This window comes from Burkholderia sp. BKH01 (assembly GCF_025685725.1).
GTDB classification, from domain to species: Bacteria; Pseudomonadota; Gammaproteobacteria; order Burkholderiales; family Burkholderiaceae; genus Burkholderia; species Burkholderia pyrrocinia_C.
In genome coordinates, this window is record NZ_JAOTQT010000006.1 from 13073 (window position 1) to 26358 (window position 13286).

The window sequence follows — 13286 nt, forward strand, 5'->3', positions numbered from 1 at the left end:
GCGGGCCGCGCCCCGCGCGACGCTCAGAAGCGCGGCAGGTCGGGGTGCGGCAGCAGCCCGCCGCGCACGTGCTGGCGGCCGTATTCGGCGCAGCGCGCGCGGGTCGGGATACCCTTGTCCGGGTTCAGCAGCCCGGCCGGGTCGAATGCGCGCTTGACCGCGAAGAACGCGTCGCGCTCCTGCGGCGAGAACTGTACGCACATCGAATTGAGCTTCTCGATGCCGACGCCGTGCTCGCCCGTCACGCTGCCGCCGAATTCCACGCAGCATTCGAGGATTTCCGCGCCGAACTCCTCGGCGCGGTGCAGTTCGTCCGGATCGTTCGCGTTGTACAGGATCAGCGGATGCATGTTGCCGTCGCCCGCATGGAACACGTTGATGCAGCGCAGCCCGTAGCGCGTCTCGAGCTGCTCGATGCGCGCGAGCAGCGGGCCGATCGCGCGGCGCGGCACGGTGCCGTCCATGCAGTAATAGTCGGCGGAAATGCGGCCGGCGGCCGGGAACGCGTTCTTGCGGCCCGACCAGTAGCGCAGCCGCTCCTGTTCGTTGCGCGACACCTGGATGCGCGTTGCGCCGTGTTCGCGCAGCACGGCCGTCATCCGCACGACCTCTTCGGCGACTTCTTCAGGCGTGCCGTCCGATTCGCACAGCAGGATTGCCTTTGCGTCGAGGTCGTAGCCGGCGTGCGTGAATGCCTCGACGGCCTGCGTGGCCGGCTTGTCCATCATCTCGAGCCCGGCCGGGATGATGCCCGACGCGATGATCGCCGCGACCGCCTCACCGCCCTTGACCACGTCGTCGAAGCTCGCCATCACGAGTTGCGCGGTCTGCGGCTTCGGGATCAGCCGCACCGTGACTTCGGTGACGATCGCGAACATCCCTTCGCTGCCGATCATCACGGCGAGCAGGTCGAGGCCCGGCATGTCGAGCGCGAGCGAACCGAACTCGACGATCTCGCCGTCGATCGTCACCGCGCGCACGCGCATCACGTTGTGCACGGTCAGCCCGTATTTCAGGCAATGGACGCCGCCGGAATTTTCCGCGACGTTGCCGCCGATCGTGCAGGCGATCTGCGACGACGGATCGGGCGCGTAATACAGGCCGTACGGCGCGGCGGCTTCCGAGATCGCGAGATTGCGCACGCCGGGCTGCACGGTCGCCGTGCGCGCGTACGGGTCGACTTCGACGATGCGCGTGAAGCGCGCGAGCGACAGCACGACGCCGAGCGCGATCGGCAGCGCGCCGCCCGACAGGCTGGTGCCCGCGCCGCGCGGCACGATCGGCACTTCCATGCGGCGGCAGATCTGCACGATCCGCTGCACCTGCGATTCCGTTTCGGGCAGCGCGACCGCGAGCGGCAGGCGGCGGTAGGCGGACAGGCCGTCGCATTCGTACGGCGCCGTGTCTTCGTCGCGGTACAGCAGGCAGTGCGTCGGCAGCACGGCCATCAGGGCCTGCACGACTTCGCGCTGGCGCTGCGCGCGTGCCGCGCTCGACAGTTCGACGGGAGCGTTCATGGGGTCTCCTGCAGCAGCGGGCGCGACGTCGCGCCGCCGTCTTTCAAGAAAACGGCGGGCCGCCCCAAGTTTTCCGCCCGAAGGGAGTCCCCTTGGGGGGCCTGGCGCGAAGCGACGGGTCTGGAGGCGCTCAGCACGTGAAAATCTTGCCGGGATTCATCAGGTTGCGCGGATCGAGTGCGAGCTTGATCGCGCGCATCGTGTCGATCGCGTTGTCGCCGTGCTCCTTCGGCAGGAACCGCATCTTGTGCAGCCCGACGCCGTGCTCGCCCGTGCAGGTGCCGCCGAGGCGCAGCGCGCGCTCGACGATCCGGTCGTTGATGTGCTCGGCTTCGGCGATTTCCTCGGGCTTGTCGGGGTCGATCAGGATCGCGACGTGGAAGTTACCGTCGCCGACGTGGCCGACGATCGGGCAGGGCAGCGACGACGCGCGCAGGTCGACTTCGGTTTCCTCGACGCACGCGGCGAGCTGCGAGATCGGCACGCAGACGTCGGTCGTCACCGCGCGACAGCCCGGCTTCAACTGCAGCATCGCGAAGTATGCGTTGTGGCGCGCGGCCCAGAGCCGGCTGCGGTCCTCGGGGCGGGTCGCCCATTCGAAGCCCTGGCCGTTGTTCTGGCCGGCGAGCGCCTGCACAAGTTCGGCTTGTTCCTTCACGCCGGCCTCGGTGCCGTGGAATTCGAAGAACAGCGTCGGCGCTTCGGTGAGCGTCAGGTTCGAGTGGCGGTTGATCGAGCGCACGGCGAGCGAATCGACGAATTCGACGCGCGCGATCGGCACGCCGATCTGGATCGTCTCGATCACGGTGCGCACCGCTTCGCCCATCGTCGGGAACGTGCAGATTGCGGCCGACACGGCTTCGGGCAGAGGGTGCAGGCGCAGCGTGATCTCGGTGATCACGCCGAGCGTGCCTTCGGAGCCGACGAACAGGCGCGTGAGGTCATAGCCGGCCGACGATTTGCGGGCGCGGGTACCCGCTTTCACGACGCGGCCGTCGGCGAGCACGGCGGTCAGGCCGAGCACGTTCTCGCGCATCGTGCCGTAGCGCACGGCGTTGGTGCCCGATGCGCGGGTCGCGGTCATCCCGCCGATGCTGGCGTCGGCGCCCGGGTCGATCGGGAAGAACAAGCCGGTGTCGCGCAGCGCTTCGTTGAGCGCCTTGCGCGTGATGCCTGGCTCGACCGTCACGGTCAGGTCCTCGGCGTTGATCGACAGCACGCGGTTCATTTCCGACAGGTCGAGCGATACGCCACCGCGCACCGCGAGCAGGTGGCCTTCGAGCGACGAGCCGGCGCCGTACGGGATCAGCGGCACGCTGTAGAGCGAGCACAGCGACACGACTTCGCGCACGTCGTCCGCGCTGTGCGCGAACACGACGGCGTCGGGCAGTTGCGGATCGAACGGCGATTCGTCGCGGCCGTGGTGCTCGCGGACCGCGTCGGCGGTCGACACGCGCTCGCCGAAGGCGGCGCGCAGCGCATCGAGCATGGCGGGGGGAAGCGGGCGACGCGTGGCGGCTGGCGGGGCGGGGTGATTCACGAATGTCTCCTGACTGCTTGTCAAACTTTCGGTCCATTCTACGCCGTAACGTCCGCGGCGAGCCCCGCCGCGGGCTGCGATAATCGTGTTCCAACCCAACCGGGCCGCATCGCGGCCGCGCACGAGAGGACACTCGCATGGGACACCGCTTGAGCAAGATCGCGACGCGCACGGGCGACGACGGCACCACCGGCCTCGGCGACGGGCGACGCATCGGCAAGGACGACGTGCGGATCGCGGCGATCGGCGACGTCGACGAACTGAACTCGAATCTCGGCGTGCTGCTCGCCGAGACGCTGCCGGACGACGTGCGCACCGCGCTCGTCACGATCCAGCACGACCTGTTCGATCTCGGCGGCGAGTTGTGCATTCCGGGCCATGCGGTGCTCGACGACACGCATCTCGCGCGCCTCGACCGGTGGCTCGCCGACTACAACGCGACGCTGCCGCCGCTGAAGGAATTCATCCTGCCGGCCGGCTCGCGCGCGGCGTCGCTCGCGCACGTGTGCCGGACGGTATGCCGCCGCGCGGAGCGCTCGATCGTCGCGCTCGGCCGCGACGAAACGCTCAACGATGCGCCGCGGCGATACGTGAACCGGCTGTCCGACCTGCTGTTCGTGCTGGCGCGCGTGCTGAACCGTGCCGACGGCGGGACGGACGTGCTGTGGGAGCGCGGGCGCGTCCGCTAGCGCGCCGTGGTGCTTTTGCGCACTGCGACAATTTGTCCGGGTGAGGCAGGTTTTTAAACATGTATCGTACGAGCATGTTTAACGGAGAACCGAACATGACCCAGATCACCGCTGACCAGATGGCTCGCGTGAAGGCCACTGCCCCCGTCCTCGCCGTGCACGGCGCGACGATCACGAAGCATTTCTACCAGCGCATGTTCGCGCGCCATCCGGAACTGAAAAACCTGTTCAACCAGACGCACCAGAAGACCGGCAGCCAGCCGGAAACGCTCGCGAAGGCGGTTTATGCGTATGCGGCGAACATCGACAATCTCGGCGCACTCGGCGGTGCGGTGTCGCACATCGCGCACAAGCACGCGAGCCTGAACATCCGCCCCGAGCATTACCCGATCGTCGGCGAGAACCTGCTCGCGTCGATCGTCGAAGTGCTCGGCGACGCGGTCGATGCCGACACGCTCGAGGCATGGCGCGTCGCGTACGGCCAGCTCGCGCAGATCCTGATCGGCGCCGAGGCTGACCTGTACGCGGGCGCAGCGTGGAGCGGCTTCCGTCCGTTCAAGGTGGCGCGCAAGGTGCGCGAGAGCGACGAGATCACGTCGTTCTACCTGAGCCCGGCCGACGGTGGCACGGCGCCGACCTTCGAGCCGGGCCAGTACGTCACGGTGAAGCGCTTCGTCGGCGATCTCGGCGTCGACCAACCGCGCCAGTACAGCCTGTCCGACGCGCCGCACGGCAAGTGGCTGCGTATCTCGGTGAAGCGCGAGTCGGGCCAAGCCGAGGCGATCCCGGCCGGCAAGGTGTCGACGCTGATGCACGACGGCGTGGAGGAGGGCGCGATCGTCGAAGTGACCGCGCCGATGGGCGAATTCTCGTTGAAGCGCGGCGTCGATACGCCGGTCGTGCTGATCTCCGGCGGCGTCGGCCTGACGCCGATGGTGTCGATGGCGTCGACGCTGGTGTCGGAAGGCAGCAAGCGCGAGGTGCGCTTCATCCATGCATGCCGTTCAGGCGCGGTGCACGCGTTCCGCGACTGGCTGAACGATGCGGCGCGCGAGCATGCGAACGTCAAGCGCACGGTGCTGTACGAACTGGTCGGCCCGGACGATCGCGCAGGGCTCGACCATGACCTCGAAGGGCGGCTCACGCCCGAACGCGTGAAGGGATTCGCGCTGGTGCCGGACGCCGACTACTACATCTGCGGCCCGATCGCGTTCATGAAGGCGCAGCGCGATGCGCTGGTCGCGCTCGGCGTCGCGCCGGAGCGCATCAATACCGAAATCTTCGGCTCGGGCGCGCTCGAGTGATGCGCTGACGGGTGGTCTCCGGCCAATAAAAAATGCCCGGCGCGAGCCGGGCATTTTCGTTGCGACGCCAGTGATCAGTTGCCGCTGCCGCGCGCCACGCGCCGCGCCTTGACCGACTCCGCGAGCCCTTCGAGCACTTTCACGCTGTCGTCCCACGCGATGCACGCATCGGTGATGCTCTGGCCGTAGGTCAGCGGGCAGCCTTCCTTCAGGTCCTGACGGCCTTCGACGAGATGCGACTCGATCATCACGCCGACGATCCGCTCGTCGCCCGCCGCGATCTGGCGGCCGATGTCCGCGCACACCGGGATCTGGTTCTCATGCTTCTTCGAGCTGTTCGCGTGGCTCGCGTCGATCATCAGGCGCGCGGCGAGGCCGGCCTTGCCGATGTCCGCGCAGGCTGCGTTCACGCTGTCCGCGTCGTAGTTCGGCGTCTTGCCGCCGCGCAGGATCACGTGGCAATCCTCGTTGCCGGCCGTCGACACGATCGCCGAGTGGCCGCCCTTCGTCACCGACAGGAAATGGTGCGGTTGCGACGCGGCCTTGATCGCGTCGACTGCGATCTTCACGTTGCCGTCGGTGCCGTTCTTGAAGCCGACCGGGCACGACAGCCCCGACGCGAGCTCGCGGTGCACCTGCGACTCGGTCGTGCGCGCACCGATCGCGCCCCACGAAATCAGGTCGGCGATGTACTGCGGGCTGATCATGTCGAGGTATTCGGTCGCAGCCGGCAGCCCCATCTCGTTGATCTGCAGCAGCAGCTCGCGCGCGGTGCGCAGCCCTTCGTTGATCTTGAAGCTGTTGTCGAGGTGCGGATCGTTGATGAGCCCCTTCCAGCCGACCGTCGTGCGCGGCTTCTCGAAGTACACGCGCATCACGATTTCCAGTTCGCCCTTGAAGCGCTCGCGCTCCTTCACGAGCCGGCCCGCGTATTCGATCGCCGCCTTCGTATCGTGGATCGAGCACGGCCCGATCACGACGATCAGCCGGTCGTCCATCCCGTGCAGGATGCGGTGCATCGACTGGCGCGAGTTGTAGATCAGCTCGGACGCGGCTTCGGAGCACGCGAATTCGCGGATCAGGTGGGCGGGCGGCGTCAGTTCCTTGAGTTCGCGAATGCGGACGTCGTCGGTATTGTGCGGGGGCATGCTGTTTCTCCTAATTTTGCGGGCGCCGTTCGGTCAGTGCGTGTGCGGCAGATTCATCAATTCAAGCGATTCAGTGATTTCGGTCGGGGCCGCAGGACTGCTGCTGCGGCGACCGGCTGGCGAAGGGCGAAAAAAAACCGCCGGGTTCGCCGGCGGTTTTTTCGGGAATTTCGGTTGCGCTTTACGCGCCATCAACCCTCTCGATCCGCCAGCGGTCTGAGATACCAAAAAAAGTAAAAATAAAACTTGGCGGACATGACGGAGATTCGGTTCGTCAAAAAAGTTGATTCGCAGTTTATACCCCGTCGCCGAGCGGCTGGCAACCGGGAGAGGTCAAAAATGCGGACAATCCGCGTGTTTTCTTCAAAATGCGCGGATTGTCTGCGCCGCGATGCGGTTACGCCGTACCGCCGACCGTCATCTTGTCGATCCGCAGGGTCGGTTGGCCGACGCCGACCGGCACGCTCTGGCCTTCCTTGCCGCACACGCCGACGCCCGTGTCGAGCGACATGTCGTTGCCGATCATGCTTACGTACTTCAGCGATTCGGGGCCGCTGCCGATCAGCGTCGCGCCCTTCACCGGGTACGTGATCTTGCCGTTTTCGATCATGTACGCCTCGGACGCCGAAAACACGAACTTGCCGTTCGTGATGTCGACCTGACCGCCGCCGAAGTTCACCGCGTACAGGCCGTTCTTCACCGACGCGATGATTTCCTGCGGATCCTTGTCGCCATTCAGCATGTACGTGTTCGTCATGCGCGGCATCGGCAGCGCCGCGTACGACTCGCGCCGCGCGTTGCCCGTGATCGGCATCTTCATCAGGCGCGCGTTCAGCGTGTCCTGGATGTAGCCCTTCAGGATGCCGTCCTCGATCAGCGTCGTGCATTGCGTCGGGTTGCCTTCGTCGTCGATATTCAGCGACCCGCGGCGGTTCGGCAGCGTGCCGTCGTCGACGACGGTTACGCCCTTTGCGGCGACCTGTTCGCCGATCCGGCCCGCGAATGCCGACGAGCCCTTGCGGTTGAAGTCGCCCTCGAGGCCGTGGCCGATTGCCTCGTGCAGCAGCACGCCCGGCCAGCCCGGCCCGAGCACGACCGTCATCGCGCCGGCCGGCGCGGGGCGTGCGTCGAGGTTGACGAGTGCCGCGTGCACGGCGTCGTCGACGTAGCGCGACAGGACTTCATCGGTGAAGTAGCCGTAGTCGAAGCGGCCGCCGCCGCCGCCGGAGCCGATCTCGCGGCGGCCGTTCTGTTCGGCGATCACCGTGACCGACACGCGCACGAGCGGGCGGATGTCGGCCGCGAGCGCGCCGTCGCTGCGCGCGACGAGCACGACGTCGTATTCGCCCGCGAGGCCGGCCATCACCTGCGTGATGCGCGGGTCGCGGCCGCGCGCCATCTGCTCGATGCGCTCGAGCAGCTTGACCTTGGCCGTCGCGTCGAGCGACGCGAGCGGATCGGACGGCAGGTACAGGTCGCGGCCCGAGATGCCCTTCAGCGACGTCGCCGCCTTGATTTTCTGCCGGCCGCCGCCGGCCGCCGCGATCGCCTTGGTGGCCGCGGCCGCCTGCGCGATCGCTTCCGGCGACAGGTCGTCCGAATACGCGAATGCGGTGCGGTCGCCCGCGACCGCGCGCACGCCGACACCCTGGTCGATGCTGAAGCTGCCCGACTTGACGATGCCTTCCTCGAGGCTCCACGCTTCGCTGCGGGTCGCCTGGAAGTACAGGTCCGCATAGTCGACGCGATGCGTGAAGATGTCGGCGATCGTGCGCGTGAGCAGGCTTTCGTCGAGGCCGTACGGCGTGAGCAGGATGTCCTTCGCCAGCGCGAGGTTGCGGATGCCGGGTTCGATGATGTTCATGCGGATATCGGGGTTTCTCAAAAAGTTGTCGGGTGCTTCTGGGCAGATGGGTTGGCCGCGCGGCGTTTCAAGCGGTGCGGCGAATTCAGGTCAGCACGCGGTGCCGCCACGCGGGCAGGCTCTGGCGCACGTCGGCGATGCGCTGCGGATCGATTGCGCCGAACACGACGCTCGCGCCCACGTCGCGGACCGCGACGATCTCGCCCCACGGGTCGATCAGCACGCTGTGGCCCCAAGTGCGCCGGCCGTTCTCGTGCTTGCCGCCCTGTGCGGCCGCGAGCACGTAGCACTGGTTCTCGACGGCCCGCGCGCGCAGCAGCGTTTCCCAGTGCGCGCGGCCCGTCGTATACGTAAACGCCGACGGCACGACGATCAGCGCGCAGTCGCCCATCCTGCGATACAGCTCGGGAAAGCGCAGATCGTAACAGACCGACAGGCCGACCCGCCCGAACGGCGCGTCGAACGTGACGACCGTATCGCCCGCGCGGATCGTGCGCGCCTCGTCGAACGACTCGTCGCCTTTCTCGAAGTTGAACAGGTGGATCTTGTCGTAGCGCGCGGCCTCGTTGCCGGACGGATCGAACACGAGCGTCGTGTTCAGCACGCGATCGGGTTCCGGCGCCTTCAGCGGCAGCGTGCCGCCGATCACCCAGATGCCGTGGCGGCGCGCGGCGTCCGCGAGGAAGCGCTGGATCGGGCCGTCCTGGTAGGGTTCGGCGAGTGCGAGCTTGTCGGTATCGCGGTGGCCCATGAAGCAGAAATACTCGGGCAGCAGCACGAGCTGCGCGCCTTCGCCGGCCGCTTCCGCGATCAGGCGGCGGGCTTCGGCGAGATTGCGCGTGACGTCCGGCGTGCTCACCATCTGCAGCGCGGCGACCCGAAAGGACGTGGCGGAACGGGTGTGGTCGGTCATCGCGGGATCGGTTGCGTCATAAATGGGGTGCGGCCCGGCAGCGCGCGAAACTCAGTGGCTCGTCGCATCGGCCGGACCGTGATTCATCTTACCCTGATCGCCCCGCACCCGCTCGATGTGCGGGTGCGCCCACGAGCCCGTGATCGCGTAGTCGAGCGCGAACGCGTGCGACAGCGTTTCCGACAGCGCGTAGTTCGCGGCCAGCACGCCGACGCCGAGCAGCGGATTGATGATCGCGGCCGCGATCGCCGCCGTGCCGGCACCGATCTTCGGTGCGACGTGCGCGTGCAGATCCTGCGTCTCGGTGCCGAGGTCGACCGCGCCGCGCACCGTCACGTTCGCGGGCGCCGTCGTCATCGAGAAGTCGTCGGTGCGCGCGATGCCGTTCGAGATCCGGCCGGTGCCCGTGATCTTGTCGAACGGCAGCCCCTTGCCGACCACGTCGCGGAAATTCAGCGTCAGGAAGCGCGCGAGGCTTTGCAGGCTCAGCACGCCGAGCAGCTTCGCGGCGCCCGGATCGACCTTCAGGATCTGCCCGTGTTCGAGGTCGACTGAGACCTGGCCGCCGAGCGACGGGAAGTCGACCGCGGTCGGGCCGCCGCGCCAGCCGACCTTGCCCGTTACCGTGCCGTGTCCGTCCGCGAGCGTGCGTGGCAGGCCGACGCGGTCGAGCAGCGCGCCCGCGTTGTCGATGTCGAGCTTGAAGTCGAACACGGTGCGGCGCGGCGCATCGTTTTCGTCGGCGCCGCGGGCGAGCGCGCGGCGCGACGTGCGCCAGTTGCCGGTGGCCGTCAGTTTCGCGGCGGGGTTCGACAGCTCCAGCTTGTCGAGCTGCCACACGGGCGTGCCGTCTTCGTCGATGTTGCGCGCGTTGACGACGAGGCGGCCGATGTCGTGGTCGCGCGCGACGACCTGGTCGACGATCAGGTCGATCGACGGTATCGGACGATCGGTCGGCGTCGGCAGGTTCATCGCGCGGCCGACGAGGTCGTGCTGCGCGCTGTCCGGAATCACGAGCTTCGCGAGCCGCGCGTTCAACACGCCCGCGCCGTTGTGGCCGCCGCCCGGCGCCCACGACAGGTAGCCCGACACCTGGTTCGACGCGATGTTCGCCTGCCACAGCTCGTCGACGTGCGACGCGCCGACGATCACGTTTTCCCAGTTGCGCTTGAGCAGCTTCAGCGTGCCGAAGTGGAGCGCGAAGCGCTTCGGCGCGAAACTCGCGAGATCGACGCGCGCCGGTGCCTGCGGCTCCGGCGCACGCGGCGTGTCGGGCTTCAGCGTGCGGGCGAGCGCAAGCCACGCGTCGGCATCGAGTTCGTCGACGTCGACGGCCGCGCTCACGCCTTCCTGCGGCATGTCGGGCATCCGGTGGATACCCATCGCGCCGCGCACCGCGCGCAGCGGCTGGCCGCGCGTCGCGTCGAGCAGGTAGGTCGCCGTCACGGGGCCGAGCGTCAGGTCGGCGTGCTCGAGGCGCTTGCCGTCGGCCTGCGGCGCCGGCTGCAGCGTGAAGCTGAACGGCATCGGCGTGCCGGCCGCCTTCGCGAACGGCGCCGGGAAGTTCAGCGCGACGCCCGTCAGGTCGGAGCGCGCGGTGACGTCGGGCAGGCGGCCCGGCGCGCCGCGCACCGCGACCTTGTACGGCGCGTCGCCGACCACATGCTCGAGCAGCGCCGCGGCCGCGCCGTGCAGGTTCAACCCGCGCGCGGCGTCGAGCGCGAGCTTGCCGTCGACGTCCACCGCGTACGGGCCGTGCGACTGGAAGCTGCCGTTCGCGCGCACCGGGCCGCCGAGGAAGCGCCCCGACAGGTCGTGCAGCGAAGCGCCGGCCTCGGTGAACCGGACGCTGCCGCGCAGCGCGGACAACGGCGGCACGCCGCTGGTCGACAGCGTGTTGCCGCCGAACGCGAGCGCGCCTTCGATGGCCGTGTGCTTGTGCGCGATGCGCTGCGGAATCGTCAGCATGAGCGACAGCGCCGCGGAGCCCTGCGCGTCGATCCGCTGCGCCAGGTGGCCGCTCATCGCGCCGAGCGAGCTGTTGTCCGCGTAATCGAGCAAGTCGGCGAGCGGGCCGTTCGCATGACCTTCGATCACGAGCGGCGAATCGGCCGGGCGGCCGAGATCGTCGATGCGGCCCGCAACCTTCGTCATCGCGACGCGTTTGTAGTGCGCGCGATCGATGTCGAAGCGCAGCTTGTTCTGTGCGAGCTCGAACACGCCGTCGATCCCGTCGAGCGCCGGCCAGACGCTCGGCGTGCCGTTCGCGAGCTTGCGCGGCGGGTACGGCGTCGGTTCGAAGCGGCCGCCGGTGAACGGCGCGACGATGTGGAACACGCCGGCGTCCGGCTCGTGTTCGAACGGGAATTTCTCGAGCGGGCCGCGGGCGACGATCGACGCGCCCTTGGTCACCTTGCCGTCCTGCAGCGCGTGGCCGAGATAGTCGCGCAGATGCTCGGACATCCCGGTCGGCAGGTAGCGCGGAATGCGCGCCACCGACGCGCGAGTGAAATCGGCGCGCAGGTCGAGCGAGCCGCGGCCGTGGCCGGGGTTCGTGTACGAGCCTGACACCGCGATTTCCGCATCGGGGTTCGAGACGAGCAGATCGGGCAGCGTCACGTCGACGCGTGCGTGCTTGTCGCCTGGCGCGGGCGTGATTACCCATTTGGCGTTGCCGCGCAGCCGGTCGAACGTCAGGCGCGGTTCGTCGAATTCGCCGGGCACCGTGACGGCCGCGTTGACCGTGTCGAAATGCGCGGCGCCGCCCGTCTCGTTCGCATCGACGCGGCCCCACAGGTTCTCGACGCCCGGCCAGCCGGCACGCGGGTGGCCGCGCGGCGACAGGCCGGGCGGCGGCTCCTGCGCGGCGAAGCTGATGCCCTGCAGGTCGCCGAGGAAGCGGTAGCGGACGATCGGCGCGGCGCCGGTGCGCCGCTCCTCGTCGGCGAGCTCGGCCCGCGCGGGTTTCGCGCGCTCGACCTCGATGTGATAGTTCGACACCATCCCGCGCGGGTCGAGCTTGATCAGCTCGTTGCGCAGGCGCGCCGGCAGCGGCAGCCCGCGGATGAACTCGCTGAGGATGCCGAGATCGACGCGGTCGCCGACGACGCTGATCAGTTGCCCCTGGCTGGCCGTCGGCACGCGGTAGCGGGCCGTCAGCGTCGACAGCGCGAGCGAGCGGGCGAGCGGCGTGCCGTCCGGCAGCGGCGGCTGGCCGAGTTCCGCGTGGAAGCGCGACAGGTGCAGCGTGTAGTCGTGCCCCGTGTCCATCGCCATGTCCCAGCCGAAGCCGACCGCCGGCACGTCGAGCCGCGGCTGCGTCGGCCGCACGCGCAGCGTGACGTCGGCGCCCTGCAGGTCGCCGCCCGCCGAGCGCAGCCGGCCGTCGCGGAAGGTTGCCCAGATCGCGTTGTCGATTCGGCCCGCATGGATCGTGAGCGGTATGTCGAGGTAGCGGGCGAGCGTCTGCAGGTCGACCGGGCCGGTCGACAGGTACGCGTCGCCGGTCCAGTTCGACGGCTTGCCGACCGGCGCGAGCGCCTTGTGCGTGAAGCGCGCGCGGAAATCGAGCGGGCCGAGCAGCAGCGTGCCGTTCGCGGGCGCCTGCAGCGCGGCCCGGTGCACGCGGCCGTCGTTGAGCACCGCGATCCGGATGCCCGACAGCACGAGCTCCGGTGCGGCGTGCTGCGCGTCGCGCCAGCGCAGCACGCCGCCGCGCAGCACGATCGCTTCCTGCTTCAGCAGCCACGTGCCGAACGTGTCGTTGCCGCCGTGGGTGGTCGCCACGCCGACGCCCGCGACGCTCAGCGAGCCGTCGGCCGCACGCGCGACGACGAGGTCGGGCTGGTCGACGATCAGGCTCGACAGCGCGGGCGACAGCCGCAACAGCGACATCCACGACAGCGCGGCCGTCGCGTGCGGCACCGACAGCGCGACCTTGCCGTCACGGCCGCGGATTGTCAGGTTCGTGAGTTCGACGCCCGGCTGCATGCCGGACCAGTTCGGGGAAAGCTTGCCGATCGAAAGCTGCGCGTGGAGCTTGTCGGACACGACGCGCTCGATGCGCGGGCGGAATTCGTCGATGCGGGGCAGCAGCACGTAGCGCAGCCCGAGGAACGCGCCGGCCGCAACGAAGTAAGTGCCGATCCCGACTGCCAGCGTCACCTTGAACACGCGACGCAGGACCGGATGATCGTGCTTCGGAGGTCCCGCTTCGGGCGCAGCTACGGCGGATTCCTGACGGTCGGACATGCGGCGGACGGGCGGCGATATGGTAGTTTTGCAGATTGACGTTGAAATGTATCACATGGG

8 protein-coding genes are annotated in these 13286 nt (G+C 68.6%); 2 read left to right on the forward strand and 6 right to left on the reverse strand.

Annotation, left to right across the window (positions count from 1 at the left end; genetic code table 11):
• Positions 1 to 23: 23 nt before the first annotated feature.
• Positions 24 to 1517 (reverse strand): FAD-linked oxidase C-terminal domain-containing protein, encoded by a 1494-nt coding sequence (locus OEJ37_RS11955; protein WP_175919059.1) that lies wholly within the window; start codon positions 1515 to 1517, stop codon positions 24 to 26.
• A 130-nt stretch (positions 1518 to 1647) separates the two neighbouring features.
• A complete protein-coding gene (locus tag OEJ37_RS11960; protein ID WP_263344405.1) occupies positions 1648 to 3057 on the reverse strand; it encodes an FAD-binding oxidoreductase in 1410 nt (469 codons plus the stop codon).
• 137 nt (positions 3058 to 3194) lie between these two features.
• Here OEJ37_RS11960 and OEJ37_RS11965 point away from each other — a divergent pair, with 137 nt between their 5' ends.
• Both OEJ37_RS11965 and hmpA read left to right on the forward strand, forming a co-directional pair.
• Positions 3195 to 3746, forward strand: coding sequence for a cob(I)yrinic acid a,c-diamide adenosyltransferase (locus OEJ37_RS11965; protein ID WP_174421563.1), 552 nt, complete (start codon positions 3195 to 3197; stop codon positions 3744 to 3746).
• Positions 3747 to 3841: 95 nt separating this feature from the next.
• Entirely contained in the window at positions 3842 to 5050 is a 1209-nt protein-coding gene (gene hmpA, locus OEJ37_RS11970; RefSeq protein WP_174421564.1) for an NO-inducible flavohemoprotein, read from the forward strand.
• Positions 5051 to 5124: 74 nt separating this feature from the next.
• Here the strand turns inward: hmpA and aroG are convergent, their stop codons facing one another.
• From aroG to OEJ37_RS11990, 4 genes are all read right to left on the reverse strand, one after another.
• A complete protein-coding gene (aroG, locus tag OEJ37_RS11975) occupies positions 5125 to 6198 on the reverse strand; it encodes a 3-deoxy-7-phosphoheptulonate synthase AroG (RefSeq protein WP_034182785.1) in 1074 nt (357 codons plus the stop codon).
• A 397-nt stretch (positions 6199 to 6595) separates the two neighbouring features.
• Complete coding sequence (gene tldD, locus OEJ37_RS11980) at positions 6596 to 8062, reverse strand: metalloprotease TldD (protein WP_174383753.1); 1467 nt, start codon at positions 8060 to 8062, stop codon at positions 6596 to 6598.
• A gap of 85 nt (positions 8063 to 8147) precedes the next feature.
• Positions 8148 to 8975, reverse strand: a complete 828-nt coding sequence (locus tag OEJ37_RS11985) for a carbon-nitrogen hydrolase family protein (protein ID WP_263344406.1) — start codon at positions 8973 to 8975, stop codon at positions 8148 to 8150.
• A 51-nt stretch (positions 8976 to 9026) separates the two neighbouring features.
• The gene (locus OEJ37_RS11990; protein WP_263344407.1) at positions 9027 to 13226 is read right to left on the reverse strand and encodes a YhdP family protein; all 4200 of its coding nucleotides are present in this window, start codon (positions 13224 to 13226) and stop codon (positions 9027 to 9029) included.
• Positions 13227 to 13286: the final 60 nt, after the last annotated feature.